21 protein-coding genes are annotated in these 16,260 nt (G+C 37.2%); 17 read left to right on the top strand and 4 right to left on the bottom strand.

Annotated features, from left to right (window positions below):
• The first annotated feature begins 101 nt into the window (after nt 1–101).
• The 5 genes from BKO01S_RS05380 to BKO01S_RS05365 all read left to right on the top strand — a co-directional run bounded on the left by BKO01S_RS05380 (nt 102) and on the right by BKO01S_RS05365 (nt 4,286).
• Nucleotides 102–344, top strand: a complete 243-nt coding sequence (locus BKO01S_RS05380; protein ID WP_232311176.1) for a YrhC family protein — start codon at nt 102–104, stop codon at nt 342–344.
• Nucleotides 345–681: 337 nt separating this feature from the next.
• Complete coding sequence (locus BKO01S_RS23820) at nt 682–822, top strand: YrzI family small protein (RefSeq protein ID WP_084361974.1); 141 nt, start codon at nt 682–684, stop codon at nt 820–822.
• A gap of 563 nt (nt 823–1,385) precedes the next feature.
• Nucleotides 1,386–2,111, top strand: a complete 726-nt coding sequence (gene sigK, locus BKO01S_RS05370) for an RNA polymerase sporulation sigma factor SigK (RefSeq protein ID WP_066049924.1) — start codon at nt 1,386–1,388, stop codon at nt 2,109–2,111.
• A gap of 125 nt (nt 2,112–2,236) precedes the next feature.
• Entirely contained in the window at nt 2,237–2,380 is a 144-nt protein-coding gene (locus tag BKO01S_RS24580) for a hypothetical protein (protein WP_198158769.1), read from the top strand.
• 109 nt (nt 2,381–2,489) lie between these two features.
• Complete coding sequence (locus tag BKO01S_RS05365) at nt 2,490–4,286, top strand: M3 family oligoendopeptidase (RefSeq protein WP_066049919.1); 1,797 nt, start codon at nt 2,490–2,492, stop codon at nt 4,284–4,286.
• A 32-nt stretch (nt 4,287–4,318) separates the two neighbouring features.
• Here the strand turns inward: BKO01S_RS05365 and pssA are convergent, their stop codons facing one another.
• Entirely contained in the window at nt 4,319–4,858 is a 540-nt protein-coding gene (gene pssA, locus BKO01S_RS05360; protein ID WP_066049915.1) for a CDP-diacylglycerol--serine O-phosphatidyltransferase, read from the bottom strand.
• Nucleotides 4,859–4,973: 115 nt separating this feature from the next.
• Here pssA and BKO01S_RS05355 point away from each other — a divergent pair, with 115 nt between their 5' ends.
• Nucleotides 4,974–5,759 carry a phosphatidylserine decarboxylase gene (locus BKO01S_RS05355; RefSeq protein WP_066049913.1) on the top strand — a complete coding sequence of 262 codons (786 nt, stop codon included), beginning with the start codon at nt 4,974–4,976 and terminating at the stop codon, nt 5,757–5,759.
• A gap of 44 nt (nt 5,760–5,803) precedes the next feature.
• On the opposite strand, the gene BKO01S_RS23815 is transcribed toward BKO01S_RS05355, so the two are convergent.
• The gene (locus BKO01S_RS23815; protein ID WP_084361973.1) at nt 5,804–5,938 is read right to left on the bottom strand and encodes a sporulation histidine kinase inhibitor Sda; all 135 of its coding nucleotides are present in this window, start codon (nt 5,936–5,938) and stop codon (nt 5,804–5,806) included.
• Nucleotides 5,939–6,218: 280 nt separating this feature from the next.
• Here BKO01S_RS23815 and BKO01S_RS05350 point away from each other — a divergent pair, with 280 nt between their 5' ends.
• The 8 genes from BKO01S_RS05350 (at nt 6,219) to BKO01S_RS05315 (ending at nt 11,297) form a co-directional block, all read left to right on the top strand.
• Nucleotides 6,219–6,734 (top strand): YqeG family HAD IIIA-type phosphatase, encoded by a 516-nt coding sequence (locus BKO01S_RS05350; protein ID WP_066049910.1) that lies wholly within the window; start codon nt 6,219–6,221, stop codon nt 6,732–6,734.
• A 3-nt stretch (nt 6,735–6,737) separates the two neighbouring features.
• Entirely contained in the window at nt 6,738–7,841 is a 1,104-nt protein-coding gene (yqeH, locus tag BKO01S_RS05345; RefSeq protein WP_066049907.1) for a ribosome biogenesis GTPase YqeH, read from the top strand.
• Nucleotides 7,842–7,915: 74 nt separating this feature from the next.
• Complete coding sequence (aroE, locus tag BKO01S_RS05340; RefSeq protein WP_066049900.1) at nt 7,916–8,755, top strand: shikimate dehydrogenase; 840 nt, start codon at nt 7,916–7,918, stop codon at nt 8,753–8,755.
• Nucleotides 8,749–9,039: a ribosome assembly RNA-binding protein YhbY gene (yhbY, locus tag BKO01S_RS05335; RefSeq protein WP_066049898.1), complete on the top strand. Its 291-nt coding sequence runs from the start codon at nt 8,749–8,751 to the stop codon at nt 9,037–9,039. The genes aroE and yhbY overlap by 7 nt, the downstream gene beginning before the upstream one ends.
• Before the next feature lie 13 nt (nt 9,040–9,052).
• A complete protein-coding gene (locus BKO01S_RS05330) occupies nt 9,053–9,640 on the top strand; it encodes a nicotinate-nucleotide adenylyltransferase (protein WP_066049895.1) in 588 nt (195 codons plus the stop codon).
• Complete coding sequence (gene yqeK / locus BKO01S_RS05325; RefSeq protein ID WP_066049890.1) at nt 9,609–10,175, top strand: bis(5'-nucleosyl)-tetraphosphatase (symmetrical) YqeK; 567 nt, start codon at nt 9,609–9,611, stop codon at nt 10,173–10,175. Before BKO01S_RS05330 ends, yqeK begins: the two co-directional genes overlap by 32 nt.
• Nucleotides 10,176–10,179: 4 nt before the next feature.
• Entirely contained in the window at nt 10,180–10,536 is a 357-nt protein-coding gene (gene rsfS / locus BKO01S_RS05320) for a ribosome silencing factor (protein ID WP_066049887.1), read from the top strand.
• Nucleotides 10,533–11,297, top strand: coding sequence for a class I SAM-dependent DNA methyltransferase (locus tag BKO01S_RS05315; RefSeq protein WP_066049882.1), 765 nt, complete (start codon nt 10,533–10,535; stop codon nt 11,295–11,297). Before rsfS ends, BKO01S_RS05315 begins: the two co-directional genes overlap by 4 nt.
• Before the next feature lie 39 nt (nt 11,298–11,336).
• Here the strand turns inward: BKO01S_RS05315 and comER are convergent, their stop codons facing one another.
• Nucleotides 11,337–12,176: a late competence protein ComER gene (comER, locus tag BKO01S_RS05310; protein WP_066049880.1), complete on the bottom strand. Its 840-nt coding sequence runs from the start codon at nt 12,174–12,176 to the stop codon at nt 11,337–11,339.
• A gap of 85 nt (nt 12,177–12,261) precedes the next feature.
• Here comER and BKO01S_RS05305 point away from each other — a divergent pair, with 85 nt between their 5' ends.
• The 3 genes from BKO01S_RS05305 to BKO01S_RS05295 all read left to right on the top strand — a co-directional run bounded on the left by BKO01S_RS05305 (nt 12,262) and on the right by BKO01S_RS05295 (nt 15,815).
• Nucleotides 12,262–12,888 carry a helix-hairpin-helix domain-containing protein gene (locus BKO01S_RS05305; protein WP_066049876.1) on the top strand — a complete coding sequence of 209 codons (627 nt, stop codon included), beginning with the start codon at nt 12,262–12,264 and terminating at the stop codon, nt 12,886–12,888.
• Between the two features lie 65 nt (nt 12,889–12,953).
• Nucleotides 12,954–13,451: a ComE operon protein 2 gene (locus BKO01S_RS05300; protein ID WP_066049873.1), complete on the top strand. Its 498-nt coding sequence runs from the start codon at nt 12,954–12,956 to the stop codon at nt 13,449–13,451.
• 36 nt (nt 13,452–13,487) lie between these two features.
• The gene (locus BKO01S_RS05295) at nt 13,488–15,815 is read left to right on the top strand and encodes a DNA internalization-related competence protein ComEC/Rec2 (protein WP_066049870.1); all 2,328 of its coding nucleotides are present in this window, start codon (nt 13,488–13,490) and stop codon (nt 15,813–15,815) included.
• 53 nt (nt 15,816–15,868) lie between these two features.
• Here the strand turns inward: BKO01S_RS05295 and BKO01S_RS23810 are convergent, their stop codons facing one another.
• Complete coding sequence (locus tag BKO01S_RS23810) at nt 15,869–16,003, bottom strand: YqzM family protein (protein WP_084361972.1); 135 nt, start codon at nt 16,001–16,003, stop codon at nt 15,869–15,871.
• Nucleotides 16,004–16,260 lie beyond the last annotated feature (257 nt).

Below are 16,260 nucleotides of genomic sequence, written 5' to 3'. Positions count from 1 at the left end.
ACTTAGAAACCGGAAAAATTGCTATTAATTACATCCTCACTTCCACCGCATTCTATGATAAAGTAGATTCATAGAACGAGAAAGGGTTGTAGGTGAGAGAATTGAAAGATAACAACACGGGGAAAATTCTTCTAGAGAAAATGAATGATTTTAAAAGGTTTGCGGTTGTTTTACTTGCCGTTGGAAGTTTCTTATACCTCGGGGTGATTATCCCATCAGGTGAAAAGATGCTAACCGATCTATATATTATGATGTGCTCATCTATGCTGTTTTTAGCAGGTTCTATTTACTTTTTTTCTTTATCGAACCAAATAAAATCTAAGCTTGATGACATAAATGAATAGCAAAAGTAGCTCTCAGTTCTCTGAGGGCTACTTTTTTTATAGAAAAATAAAAATAGGGTTTACAGAAATGGAATTAGTGGATATAATTACCACTGTAAGCAAGAATTTCTAAAAAGGAGGTCGAGTGAAATGATCAAATTACCTGTAGCAATGAAATCGATGACAATTAAATGTATGACACATTCGACCACTAGGAATGAACTGCTTAAGTAATTGCAACTTTAACTTATGCCATTTCAAGCCGCATGGAGAATGTACTCTTGCGGTTTTTATATGCTAAAAACCGCAGGGGGATCCTTGCGGCTTTTTTGTGTGCAAAAAATAGGAGGTGATAGATATGACCCTGAATATTTTATTCTTAACAGTAACGATTAAGAAGCGTAATGTATCAGCAGCTGAATTTGATCGAGCAGAAAAGGCGAAAAAGCAATATGAGGCTACTCGAGATCGTATGCTTTCCATTCAACGATTGTTATAAAAACGCTAGTAACAAAATTAAGAATAAGGAAAGGTGGGAATTAAGATGATTTATTTTATGCAAGATCGTCAGGCAGTTTTATGGGTGGAGAAGGATACCACCTAACGATATATGGGTGAGGAGGGGAAATTAAATGTTCCTCCGTGTATTACTACTATCTCTAGAAGTATATCACTTAAGAAATCTAAGGAAGAGTTCTTCCCCCGGAGAATCGACTAAGATTTAAGTGACAAAGCGCATAACAAAGGCTTCCTAGTAACAAAATGTTCACATCCTTCCTCCTTTTTTCTACGCATTATATGGTACATTCGAAGTAACAAAAGGGAGAAAAGGGGTGGTAACATGTTCGCAATCGTTATGGGATTAATTATTTGTGGATCTGTAGGTTGTATAATTGCTGCCGAAGTTTCCGTGGAATAAAAGCTACAAACACCGACATCAAAGTCGGTGTTTTTTTCATCATAAATTTCTATATAAATATAATTGTGTGGGACAGACAAATACGGCCACCTCACTTCATAGGTATTAACATAGGGGAAAGTCCTGAAAGTGGGGTGGTTTAAATGTCAGGTATATTAACTGCACTTAGCTACTTAGTTAAGGAAATTGTATTTTTAGTTTCCTATGTTAAAAATAATGCATTTCCACAACCATTGTCATCGGCTGATGAAAAGAAATATTTACGATTAATGGCAGATGGAGATGCTCATGCACGAAATATGCTCATTGAACATAATCTACGTCTCGTTGCTCATATCGTAAAAAAATTTGAGAATACGGGAGAAGATTCGGAGGATTTGATATCGATTGGAACAATTGGATTGATTAAAGCCATTGAAAGCTATTCAGAAGGGAAAGGAACAAAGCTTGCTACGTATGCGGCTCGTTGTATTGAAAACGAAATTCTGATGCATTTAAGGGCCTTAAAAAAGACAAAAAAGGATGTTTCCCTTCATGATCCAATCGGCCAAGATAAGGAAGGAAACGAGATTTCTTTAATAGATGTCTTGAAGTCAGAGTCTGAGGATGTCATTGAAACCATACAACTAAATATGGAACTTGAGAAGGTAAAAGAATTTATAGACGTGTTAGATGACAGGGAAAAAGAAGTAATTGTTGGACGATTTGGTCTCGATTTAAAAAAAGAAAAAACACAAAGGGAGATAGCGAAAGAATTAGGTATTTCAAGAAGCTATGTTTCCAGAATTGAAAAAAGGGCATTGATGAAGATGTTCCATGAATTTTATCGAGCTGAGAAGGAAAAAAGAAAACGTGATTCTCAAAGTTAGAAGCAGTAGGCATAGAGGAATCTATGCCTATTTGTATATGGGAAAGTCCGCAGCTGCCTACACCATTATGGACAATTGACATACATTAATTAGTAGTAGGATATAAGTGTAAAGGAGGGTGAAAAATGCCATACGGTTATCCTTATCCATATGCTTATCAAGCACCATATTATGGTGGTGGTGGAATTGCTTTAGCACTGCTTATCGTCTTGTTTGTATTGCTACTCATATTCGGTGGTTGGTGGTATTTTACTGGTTATCGATATTAACTTTTGGACCCATCAGACTGATGGGTCTTTCGGTAATCGAAATTTTTTATTAGAGTTTTCGGAAAAATAAATTTATAATGAAAAAGAATAATGAGTAGGAGGGGTTTGGATGACGAAAGGAAGTACTTTTTATGATGTATGGGATCTTGACGTGTTTTTTCCGGGGGGGAGTTCATCACAAGCATTTTTGAATCACCTACATAACTCAAAGGAAATTGTTGAAGAATTTCAATGCAAGGTAATATCCTGGGAACCATCAAATAAGGTCACCGATCAAGATCATATTGCTAATCTCATTGAAGCGTTTCAGGGAGTAGCAAAAAAGATTCGTCAAGCAGGAGCGTTTGTTAGCTGCTTACATGCTCAAAATACAAACGATAAAAAAGTAGGTGCTCTTCGTGGTCAAGTAACTGAGCTTAGTGCGAGCCTTCAGAATGCTTTAACTGTTTTTGACCAAAAGTTAACTACTTACGATGAACAAATTTGGAAAGAGATTCTTAAAGAAGAAGTGTTAGATGAATTGCAATTTGTGTTAGATGAAAGGCGTTTAAACGCATTAGAAAAGCTTTCACAGGAGGAAGAAACCATCATCAATGCATTGAGCATTGATGGCTATCACGGATGGGGACAATTATATGATACCATCGTTGGTACCATTAAAGTTCCGTTCAAAGATGGAAGTGAAATGAAGGAGTTATCGGTAGGTCAGGCATCCAATAAGTTCTCAAATCCTGATCGTTTAGTAAGAAAAGCTGTATTTCAGGGCTGGGAGGAATCTTGGTCTGAAAAAGCAGAATATTTGTCAAAAACACTAAATCACCTGGCAGGATTTAGATTAAACATGTATAAGCTTCGTGGATGGGAAGATGTTTTAAAGGAACCGTTACAAATAAACCGGATGCAAAAGCAAACATTAGATACGATGTGGCAGGTTATTTCCGATGCTAAAGCACCTTTTGTTACATTTTTAGAAAGAAAAGCAAAGTTGTTAGGAGTAGATAAATTAAGCTGGTATGATTTAGACGCACCTATCGGTCAAGTTGAATCAAAGGTAACTTACGATGAAGGTGCTGATTTTATTATTGAGCATTTTTCACGCTTTGGGAAAGAAATGACCCGTTTTGCCAGAAAGGCATTTGAACAGAAATGGATTGAAGCTGAGGATCGTCCTGGAAAAGCACCAGGTGGTTTCCATACCTTTTTCCCTGAGAGCAGCCAGTCAAGAATTTTTATGACGTTCTCTGGGACACCGTCCAATGTCTCAACACTTGCTCATGAACTGGGACATGGTTTTCATACATATGCCATGCGAGATCAGCATTATTTAAATAGAAATTACGCAATGAATGTAGCTGAAACGGCTTCGACCTTTGCAGAGATGATTGTAGCAGATGCATCTGTTAAACAAGCGAAGAACCCTGTTGAAAAAGTAGCCTTATTAGAGGATAAAATCCAGCGTTCAGTAGCGTTATTAATGAACATTCATTCTCGCTTTCTATTTGAAACACGCTTTTATGAGGAAAGGAAGAATGGAGTCGTAGGAACGGATCGTTTAAATGAGTTAATGAAAGAAGCACAGCAAGAGGCATACGGAGGGGCGTTAGCCGAATACCATCCTTTGTTCTGGGCATCTAAGCTACATTTCTTTATTACAGGTGTTCCTTTTTACAATTTCCCTTACACATTTGGGTATTTATTTTCTTTAGGTATTTATGCAAAAGCCCAAGAAGAGGGAGAAGGGTACGAGGAGAAGTACATCGCCCTATTAAAGGATACAGCATCTATGACAGTAGAGGAATTAGCAAGTAAGCATTTAAATGTTGATTTAACACAGCCTGATTTTTGGCAAAAAGCAGTACAACAATGCATTGCAGATGTTGAAGAGTTTTTATCCTTAACGGAATGAAGTGACATAGACACAGCTACAAAGGGCTGTGTCTATATTTTTTTTACTTTAAAGGGACTAACCATGGAAAAAGAAAGAATAATAATGAAAAAGAGGAACAGCTCAGGAGAGAAAATTGGGAGCATTAGGTAGCTAAAGGTCAATAAACATCCAGCAGCTGTAATTGGTAAACCTGTAAAGTAGCTTTGATTATCACTAATATTAAAGCGTGCAAGTCGAAACGCACCACATGCGATATAAAAAATCACAAAAAATGTTCCAGGAATGTTGAACTCAAATAATATTCCTTGATAAATCAATAGTGCAGGAGCGACACCAAATGATATAATATCACTCATGGAATCTAATTGTTTGCCAAGTTCTGATTCAATCTGAAGTTTTCGGGCAACGATTCCGTCAAACCGATCGACGAAAGCGGCAACAAAAATTAATAAAAGGCTCAAATTTAAATTCCCTTTAATGCTCTCAATCACTGCGAACCCACCAAGAAAGAGATTGATGATAGTTAAAAGATTGGCAGTTTGAATCTTTAATTTTTTCATCGTTTGATCGAGCACAGTCAATAAAAACAAATATGGCTCACCCCTTTACCAAAATGGATAAAAACATCCTAATTATAAGTAATGATTGGTTCACTTGTTTTATTCGTTTATCGAGAGAGAATTTTCCAATACGGAGGTCAATCCATTGTTTCAAACAATTTATCGTTTTATGATTGAATTAACAAATGGCAAATGGTCATCAAATCTTTTAAAGAGGTTTGCTACGTCACATATGAGTCGTTTGGTTGTTCCCCACTTTTCAAGGACTTATAATATTAATACCGAGGAAATGGAAGGCGAAATTAAGGAATTCCCTACACTTCATGATTTCTTTATACGAAAGCTAAAGAGTGGAATGAGACCCATTGATCAGGACGCGCAAGCTGTAACAAGTCCAGTAGATGCCGTACTGGAGGAGGTTGGACGTATCTCAGAAGAGAAAATGATTCAGGTGAAGGGCAAAACATACTCGATGCTTGAGATGCTAGGTAATGATGCTGTCCTTAAGAAATACATAAATGGTACCTTTATGGTTTTGTACTTAAGCCCGAGTCATTACCATCGTATACATAGTCCGATTGCTGGAAGTGTCACAGCGAGGTGGACACTTGGAGAAAAATCATATCCAGTCAATCGACTTGGCTTAAAGTATGGGAAAAGTACTCTTTCCAAAAATTATCGGACAATTACCGAAATTCAACACAAAATGGGTCATATAGCAGTTGTGAAGGTGGGAGCCATGTTTGTAAACTCCATTGAAGTTATTCATGAGCATGAGCATGTAGAAAAAGGGCAGGAACTGGCGTATTTTACATTTGGATCTACGGTAGTCTTATTGTTTGAGAAAGACTCCATTCAATCAACATTAGGAAAATCGCTTCCATTCCCTATCAAAGTAGGGGAAAGAATTGCGTTATTAAAAGAGAAATGATATTGTTTTGTGAGCGTAAAAGAAAAAAGCCCCAATAAGGGCTATTACAAAATGATTTTGTGAGTTAATGAACGACGGTGAATTTCTGTCTCGATTAAATAAATAAAATCTTTGCTTAGTTGTAGTTCTCTCGCTTTATAATACGATTCAACAAGTAAGTCATCTGATAATTTACGCAATGGAAATCACACCTTTCTTTTCTAGTTAACTGGTTCTACTTTATAGTGATTCATCATAAAATGTAGGCTATGTTTCTGTACTTCTACTCTATCAAAATTAACATAACAGAACAACCGTTCTGTTATCCACAAGTTATGGTGGATAACTTGTGATTAATTTGTTTATAAAAGAGTAATTCCTTTTTATTACAGTGTGAGTTTTGTGTATAAAGTTATCCACAGTGTTGAAGGAACGTGAAATTTGTCGAAAAATTTTCATTAATTTAATGAGGTGTAAGAAATGCTTAAAAAGTTTTTGCCAGATCAGCATGTCAAAAGTATTTTTGATATTACTCCTGAAAGTCTAAAAGCTATGGGAGTAAAGGCGATTATAACAGATTTAGACAACACTCTTGTCGAATGGGATCGGCCAAATGCTACACCGAACCTGGTTAAATGGTTTGAGGAAATGAAAAAACATAATATTATCGTGACAATTGTGTCTAATAATAATGAAGGAAGAGTAAAGGCTTTTTCTGATCCACTGAATATCCCTTTTATTTTCCAAGCTCGTAAGCCACTAGCAAGGGCATTTAAAAAGGCTTTGAAGCAAATGGGAACGTCAAAGGATGAAACGGTGGTTATTGGAGACCAGTTACTAACGGATGTTCTGGGAGGAAATCGCAGTGGGCTGCATACTATTCTTGTTGTACCTGTTGCCTCAACAGATGGCTTTGTGACAAAGTTTAATCGTTTAGTTGAGCGGAGAATACTGAACTGGTTTCGTAAAAAAGGAATGATTGTATGGGAGGATTAAGTTTTGAGTGAACAGTTTTCGTGTATAGGCTGTGGGGTAAATATACAAACAGAGGATAGAGAGGCATTAGGCTATGCGCCTCCATCTGCACTGGAAAAAGAAGTAATTATTTGCCAACGGTGTTTTCGTTTAAAACACTATAATGAGATTCAAGACGTAAGTTTAACAGATGATGACTTTTTAAAGATACTAAATGGATTATCTCAAACCGATGCACTGATTGTAAAGATTGTCGATATTTTTGACTTTAACGGCAGCTGGCTACCAGGATTACATCGATTTGTTGGAAAGAACAAAATCCTACTCGTTGGGAATAAGGTGGACCTTCTTCCTCACTCGGTAAAGCCAAATAAAGTGATCCAATGGATGAAGCGAGAAGCTAAAAAACTTGGTTTACATCCAGAAGATGTGTTTTTGGTCAGCGCACATAAAGGTCATTTTGTTAGGGAAGTAGCAGAAGCAATTGACGAGTATCGAGTGGGTAAAGATGTCTATGTAGTTGGTTGTACAAATGTTGGGAAATCAACGTTTATTAATCAAATCCTTAAGGAAGTATCGGGAGAAGGGGATGTGATTACAACTTCTCATTTTCCAGGGACGACTCTTGATATTATTGAAATTCCCCTTTCTGATGGGAAGCACCTAATTGATACACCAGGAATTATTAATCATCACCAAATGGCTCACTTTGTGAGTAAACAAGACTTGAAAATTATTACTCCAAAAAAGGAAATAAAGCCAAAAGTTTTTCAATTAAACGAAGGACAAACATTATTTTTTGGAGGGCTTGCGAGATTTGATTTCATTAGTGGGGGGAGACAGTCGTTTATTTGTCATTTCTCTAATGAGATTCATATTCATCGTACGAAACTTGATCATGCAGATGATTTATACAAAAAACATGCTGGTGAAATGCTATCACCACCTAGAGTAGACGAGTTGGAGGATTTCCCACCCCTCGTTCGTCACGAATTTATGATTAAAGAAGAAAAAACAGATATCGTCTTTTCTGGCTTAGGCTGGATCACCATAAACGAAGCAGGAGTGAAGATTGCAGCGTATGTCCCTAAGGGCGTTCATGCAATGATTAGAAAATCACTAATATAAAATAGCTTTTTGAGTAAATCAGCTTGACCTACCTCATGAAGTGCTCTCAAGCTACAACAAGGGAGAGGGATATTTTGAAAAAGTTGTATGCAGTAATAGGGGATCCGATAGCTCATTCTATGTCACCTGCTATGCATAATGATTTGTTTGGCATTTATGGCATAGAAGCTCATTATCAGGCACTTCATGTGAGAAAAGGAGACTTACAGAAAGCGGTCATAGGGTTAAAAGCGATTCAGGTCAGTGGCTTTAATGTCACTGTTCCGCACAAGGTCGACATTCTTCCTATGCTTGATCGCTTAGATCCTTTAGCAAAAGCAATTGGTGCAGTCAATACTGTTGTAAATGAGAATGGCGAATTTGTTGGTTACAATACAGATGGGGAAGGATCAGTGAGAGGAATTATGAATATTATTCCTGATCTTTCCAAGTGCAAAATTCTCATTGTTGGAGCTGGTGGGGCTGCAAGAGCCATTTATTTTACATTAGCTTCAATGGGAATTAAAAATATTGATGTTACCAATCGTACACGTGAAAAAGCAGTGGAACTTATTGCTCAATGTCCATATACAGTTACCTCCAACGTAGTACTACGGGAAGAAGCTGAGAAACAATTGGGCGATTATGATATTATTATTCAAACAACATCGATAGGTATGGCACCGAATGTAGAATGCCAACCGCTCTCTTTACATAACTTAAAAGAAAATAGTTTTGTAAGTGATATTATCTATAACCCACTTGAAACGTTGTTTTTACGTTCCGCAAAGGAAAAAGGAGCACGTATACAAAACGGGATTGATATGTTCGTTCTCCAAGGAGCATTAGCTTTTCAAAAATGGACCGGAATTCTTCCGGATCAGTTGAGAATGGAGAAATTGGTGTTAAAACAATTAGGAGGAACAGAATGTTAACTGGTAAACAAAAAAGATTTTTACGTTCAAAAGCACATCACCTAACCCCTATTTTTCAAGTAGGTAAAGGTGGAGTGAACGATAACATGATTAAACAAATTAATGAGGCATTAGAGGTTAGGGAGTTGCTTAAGGTAAGTGTGTTGCAGAACTGTGATGAGGATAAGGATGAAGTAGCAGCGAAGTTATCATCAGGTTGTAAGGCAGAGCTTGTTCAAGTAATTGGCTCAACCATTGTTTTATATAAAGAGTCAGAGGAAAATAAACAATTACAGCTTCCTTAATAAGGAGGTCCATATGAGGAAAATAGGAATTTTAGGGGGAACCTTTGATCCACCCCACAATGGCCATCTGCTCATTGCAAATGAAGTGTTATATTCCTTAGGTCTCGATGAAATATGGTTTTTACCTAATGCAAAGCCACCACATAAATCAACTAGTGGAACTAGTACAATTGACAGAGTGGCCATGCTTGAGAAGGCTATAAGTAATCATGGCCATTTTAAAGTGGAGAAAATAGAGCTTCAACGGAGTGGTCCTTCCTATACGTATGACACGATGAAGCTTCTGCAAGAAAAAAATGATGATACAGAGTTTTATTTTATCATCGGGGCAGATATGGTTGAATATTTACCAAATTGGTATAAAATTGACGATTTAATCAAACTTGTTACTTTTGTCGGAGTGCAAAGACCAGACCACCTATTGCAGACAAGTTATCCGGTTATCTTCCTAGATATTCCGGAATTTGCCGTCTCTTCTAGCTTAATTAGAGAAAGAGTAAAGAATGGGAATACTATTCATTATCTTACCCCTGACTCCGTCATACAATATATAAAGGAGCATCAGTTATATGGAGCGAGCGAAAGCGTTAGAGATTGTTAAAGAGCAATTAACCGACCATCGTTACCAACATACACTAGGGGTAGTAGAAACAGCGTTAAAGCTGGCAAAGAAATATGGGGCAAATGAGAAACAAGCTGAGTTGGCTGCAATCTTTCATGACTATGCTAAGTTTCGTCCAAAGGAAGAAATGAAGCAAATCATTATACAAGAAAGAATGCCAGAGGAACTGCTATTCTATAACAGCGAACTATGGCATGCGCCAGTTGGTGCTTATCTAGTGGAGAATGAAGTTGGCATCAATGATCATGAAGTGCTAGAGGCCATTCGTTACCACACCTCGGGTAGGCCGCAAATGTCTTTGCTTGAAAAAATCATTTATGTAGCTGATTATATTGAACCAGGAAGACAGTTTCCTGGTGTTGATGAGGTCAGACAAGTAGCGAATAAGAATTTGAATGAAGCTTTGCTACTATCCATTCAAAATTCAATTATTTTCTTAGTAAAAAAGAAACGTGCAGTTTTTCCGTTAACGCTTGAAACGTATAACTATTTTATTCATATAAAGGAGGACTGATTGGATGACCAATCGTCAATTATTAGAAACATCAGTAAAGGCTGCTGATGATAAGCACGCAGAGGATATTGTTGTATTAAATATGCAGGGCATTTCGTTAATCTCTGATTACTTTATTATTTGCCACGGTAACTCTGACAAACAGGTTCAAGCGATTGCTAGAGAAATGAAGGAAAAGGCAATGGAACATGGATACAACGTAAAAAGAATGGAAGGGTTTGATGAAGCAAGATGGATCCTTCTTGATTTAGGGGACGTTGTTGCCCATATATTCCATAGGGACGAAAGAAGCTACTATAACCTCGAACGCTTATGGGGTGACGCACCAATAGAAAATATGGAAAGTGTTCTCACTCAATGACGTATGGGAAATTTGCCTACCTTTATGATGAATTAATGAAGGATGTACCGTACGATGAATGGGTGTCTATCGTAACGGAAAAATCGAGCAAATATCGATGTAAGGGAAAAAAACTCCTTGATTTAGCTTGTGGCACAGGTGAGTTATCTGTACGCTTTGCAAAAGCTGGATTTGATGTAACAGGTGTCGATTTATCAGAGGACATGCTCACGGTCGCCCACATGAAAGCTGAGAGCTATGGGTTAAAGCTTCCTTTTTATCAACAAAATATGGTTGAACTTGATTTATATGAGAGTTTCGACATTGTCGGGATATTTTGTGACTCCTTAAATTACCTCCAGACGGAAGAAGAAGTTATTGAAACGTTTGGGAAAATCTCTAATTTGCTTGATGAAGATGGGTTTCTTTTATTCGATGTTCATTCCGTTCATAAAATCATGAATATTTTTATGAATCAAACCTTTACCCATGACGATGAGGATATTTGTTATATTTGGAATTGCTTCCAGGGAGAGTATCCACTTAGTATTGAACATGAGCTTACATTCTTTGTTCATGATGACGAGAGCGGGAAATATGATCGATATGATGAATTTCATAGTCAGAGAACATTTCCGGTAGAGGTTTATAAAAATTGGTTAGAAGCAAGTGGATTTTATGTAGTAGAGACTTTCGCTGATTTTACGGACGGCCACATATCTTCTGAGGCAGAAAGAATTTTCTTTCTAGCTAAAAAGCAGGCAGAAAAAACGGCTGATTAAAAAAATCAGCCGTTTTTTTCTATTCATTTGCAGGAATCATTATTTCTTTAGAGAATTATTTATTGGAAACTGTTTTTGTGATTCATAAACATCTTCTTCGAATTTTGTATGAGTTGCTTGAAATAGGTGCTCAAACACATCTCCAAGCTCTGCATCCATCACTTTGATTCCTTCCCATGTCACTCCACCCTTTACACAAACTTTTTGTTGTAGGGTAGGAAGGGTGTAAAATCCTTTACGTAGTAATTCCCCAAGTCCTATTAACATTTCACTAGCGAGAGTCGTTGCAGTTGCTTCATCAATTTTTGTTTCTGCTACTGCAGCATTAATAAATCTTTGCGTTAAGTAGCTGAAAAATGCAGGTCCACAACTAACGATATCTGATCCTACTCTCGTAATATCTTCACTTATGGACACCGGTGTGGAAATTGCCTCAAATAGTTGGAGAAGCCTATCCTTCCATTCCTCTGTACAGTTATCTCCGAACGTCAGTAAAGACACTCCTGCTAATGCTCGGTTGGTGATGCTTGGTATAGCTCTCGCCACTGAGCAGTCAACCACTGATTCAATTTGATCAACACTTATAGGACTAGTGATTGAAACAACACATTTTTCTGATAGTAAAAACGGTTTAATATCCATTAATACCTTATGAATGTCCTTTGGTTTTACGCATAAGAATAGGACATCTGATACTCTTGCTACGCTTCTAGCATCAGAAAGTACGGCGATGTCATTATACACTTCTTTTATATTCATTGCTTTACTAAGCGTTCGATTTGTTACATTCATAAAGGAAGGGGAAATGGCTTTTCCGTCAAGAAGTGCCTCGATTAATATTCTCCCCATATTCCCTGTACCAATCACTCCGATTTTCATTGTACTTCCCTCCTTCACAAAGCAAGCATTCTCATATAAAAGTATGTAACTACATTTGTAAATATTCCATGAAAGGAGCAACAAGATGATTGACTCTGTAAAAAAGTATAAATGGTTTATTTTGGGTTCATGTGTCCTAGCCATTGGTCTCCTTATTTTTATTTCCAGCCCTATAACCGATAAAAAAGAGGAAGATGGCTGGACGATTCCTAGTGAGGAACAACAAGAAACCGAGGGAACAGAAGAAAAGATTGTTCAGGAACCTGATGCAAAAATATTGGTGGATGTAAAAGGAGCAGTAAAAAATCCAGGTGTATACGAAGTGATGATGGACGAAAGAGTAATCAATTTAATTGAGAAAGCAGGTGGATTAAAGGAAGGAGCTGATAAGGGGAAAATTAACTTTGCCGAGCGCCTAATAGATGAAATGGTAGTGTACATCCCTTTGATCGGAGAGGAAGGGGAGAACGCGATTATATCCTCAAGTGTAACACAATCGTCTAATAGTAAAGATGAAGGCAAAATTAATATTAATGTGGCTAGTTTGGATGAATTGCAAAATCTCCCAGGAATTGGACCATCCAAGGCAGAAGCCATCATAGCTTATCGTGAAGATAGCGGTTTATTTCAAACAATAGAAGATTTAAAGCTTGTTACGGGTATTGGTGATAAGACATTTGAGAAGCTACAGGAACGTATCATTGTCAAATAACAGCATTGACTAAATTCGACAATTTCCCTTAGACTAGTAGAAAATGAGAAATCGGGAGTGGGGACATGAGGAAGGACCGTTTAACTTGGGATCAATACTTTATGCTAAACGCACATCTTATAAGTATGAGAAGTACATGTAATCGTTTGAATGTAGGGTCAGTTTTGGTTAAAAATAATCGAATTATTTCGACCGGCTATAATGGTGGCATTAGTGGAGATGATCACTGCCTTGATGCGGGCTGCTACGTGGTAGATAATCACTGTTTGAGATGCTTGCATGCAGAGGAAAATGCGATTCTTCAATGCGCACTTGAAGGAGTTTCCACAAAAGGAAGTCAAATTTATGTCACTCATTTTCCTTGCATACACTGCATGAAAAAGATTCTGCAAGCTGGTATTACAAAAATTTATTACACACACGATTATAAAAACCATGAATATTGCTATCATCTTCTCCGAATTAGTCATGTAGAAGCAATAAAACTAGAAATGGATATTGAAAATGAGCTTCACAATGCGAACGATCATTCGGGGCGTTTAAGTTGGAATATTCAAGGATAAGTAACCTTAATTCAAATATGTCTGGGGGTGATAATTGTGCGAGGAAGATGGGTCTATTTTGCAATGGCTTCTTTTCTAGCTCTGGTTATTGCCTTTCAGACAAATATTATGATTAGTGTCTCGCTTTTTCTGTTGTTGATTCTTTGTTTGTATTATAAGCGTTTTACGAAACAAGAGGTTATTTTCATTTTAGTAATTGTCCTTATATTTTATACGAAGGCAAGGATTGATATAATTGGAAACCATTCTGTAATTAAACAAAATAAGACGCGGTTTTCTGTCTCATTTCAAGATGAAGTGACGCTAAATGGGAGTCTTCTTTCCGGTTATGCTAAGGATATTACGGGAGAAAAATTATTAGTTAAATACCGAATGAAGACTGAGAAGGAAAAAGCTAGGTTTGATGATGAAAGACTGCTTGGATATACATGTCGTGTGACAGGTAGCTTAAATAGGGTCAATGAGCAAAGAAATCCTAATGCTTTTGACTACCAATCTTACTTAAACCATCATCAGATTCATTGGCAACTAGTTGTTGATCAATGGGGGGAATGTAACGAACGGAATGGACCACTTCTTTTGATAAAAAAGCAAAGACAAAGAGCTATTGCGGTACTGGAATTTTATTTTCCTAATACTGTAGCATCCTTAGCAAGTGCATTACTATTTGGAGAAAGACAGATACTCGATCCAGCTTTAGAAAAATCGTATCAAAAACTCGGAATCATCCATTTATTAGCTATATCTGGAGCCAATGTAGCTCTTTACGTGAGCATGATCCATTATGTTGGTGTTCGTGCAGGAGTGACAAGGGAACGAATGATTGTCATTCTACTTCTGTACCTGCCAATCTTTATTTATCTGTCAGGAGCCTCTCCTTCTGTATTTCGAGCAGCGATGATGATGTTTGTATTTTTGTTTTTACGGCTACTGTCACATTCAAGATTGGCTAGTCTTGATATTTGCAGTATCACATTTATGGTTTACGTATTTGTTTCTCCTTATATCTTATTTGACATAGGATTTCAACTCTCCTTCAGCGTTACCTTCGCACTTCTCCTATCCACAAAAGGTTTATTAAAGCCTTCTAGAGGCCCGTTCTCCCTCTTAATAAAGGCATCATTTATTTCTCAGTTAAGTTCACTTCCCATTGTCCTATATAACTTTTATGAATTTTCCCTATTGTCCTTATTGGCAAATCTTGTTTATATTCCAGTTTTCTCTATTATAATTAACCCCCTCTTTATCGTCCTGTTTTTCCTCTTTCTTATTTTTGGAGAACATGTCTCTTTTATGATAGACCCAGTACACTATACGCTTTCTTTGTTAAACCAATTAACAGTTGGGCTAGCCTCAGTTCCTTTCCAAACAGTAACGATTGGTCGTCCCTCGATGTGGATAATCGTTATCCTCATATGTTGTATCGCCTTTTTACTCTACAAATGGGAAACAGGTAAGACCTGGAAAGTGCAACTGCTTTCCGCCATCCCATTGTTATCCACCCTCATTCTCTCCTATGGCCTATCTCATTTTTCTTTCACTGGGCAGATCACGTTTGTTGACGTTGGTCAAGGTGACAGTATAGTCATTCAAGACGGATTTCATAAAAAAACATATGTAATTGATACAGGGGGAATAGTTTCGTTTCAAGATGAGGAATGGGAAAAGCAGAAGTATCCTTTTGAAGTCGGAAATGATATTCTAATTCCCTTTTTAAAAGGGAAAGGGGTAAGTGCCATCGATAAGCTTATTTTAACGCATGGTGATATGGATCATATTGGTGGAGCAAAATCTGTATTACAAACAATAAAGGTAAAGGAGTTAATCCTTCCGTATGTTTCAAATCGTTCCAAGTTGGAAGATGAATTAATTCAGGTTGCAAGAGAAATGAAAACCACTGTCATTTTTGTGAAGAATGGAATGAGTTGGGCAGAAAATGGATCTATCTATAAAATCGTTAATCCTATTTTGGAACTAGAGGATAGAAACGATAATTCAATTGTTATTCATGTGAAAATCGGAGGGCTATACTGGTTGTTTACTGGAGATTTAGGGGAAGCGGGAGAAGAAAAGCTATTAAAGGAATATCCAACATTGCCTGTGGATGTATTAAAAATAGGACATCATGGTAGCAAAAGCTCCACATCAGCGCATCTTCTAGAGGCATACAAGCCGAAGGTGGCAATAATATCTGTTGGGAAGACCAACAGGTTTGGACATCCACATCAAGAAGTGCTGGATCGGTTAAAGGCGAGAAACATAAAAGTCTTCCGAACAGATACAGATGGTGCCATTAGTTATACTTTCGAGCAAGAGGCAGGAACCTTTTCAAAACATATATCATATGGTATACCAATCAAATAAAAAAGAGACTGCTATAGCAGTCTCCTTATGTTTTATGTAGCAGAACAGCACCATTATGCCCCTACGAGTTTAATGACAGTTGCAATGATAAATAAAGTTGCAAAAAATCCGAAGGAAACGATGAATCCTACACCAGAATCAACAGCATCATTACGTTTACTTTGCACATTTTTCTCAAATTCGTTCACAACTACCCCTCCTAATCAATCTTAGTATAAGCGATTTCATAAAAAAAATCTACCGCTCTTGTTTCTTTTCCTGCCTTGTCAGTCATTGTCACAAATACTTTCTTCTTGTAGGGTAACAATAAAAGATACAACGGGGGTTATCGCTGGAAAAAAGAGTATCCTAGGCCTCTTTTTTTAGCGTTTCTATAGATGGGAATTGGTCAAGAGATTGATCAATTCCCTTTAAAATGCTTGTCAAATCCTTAATCCTTCATTAG

The organism is Robertmurraya korlensis NBRC 107688, from assembly GCF_001591645.1.
Taxonomy (GTDB): Bacteria; Bacillota; Bacilli; order Bacillales; family Cytobacillaceae; genus Robertmurraya_A.
The sequence above is the reverse complement of the archived record's forward strand: the minus strand, read 5'-3'. Positions and strand labels throughout refer to the sequence as shown.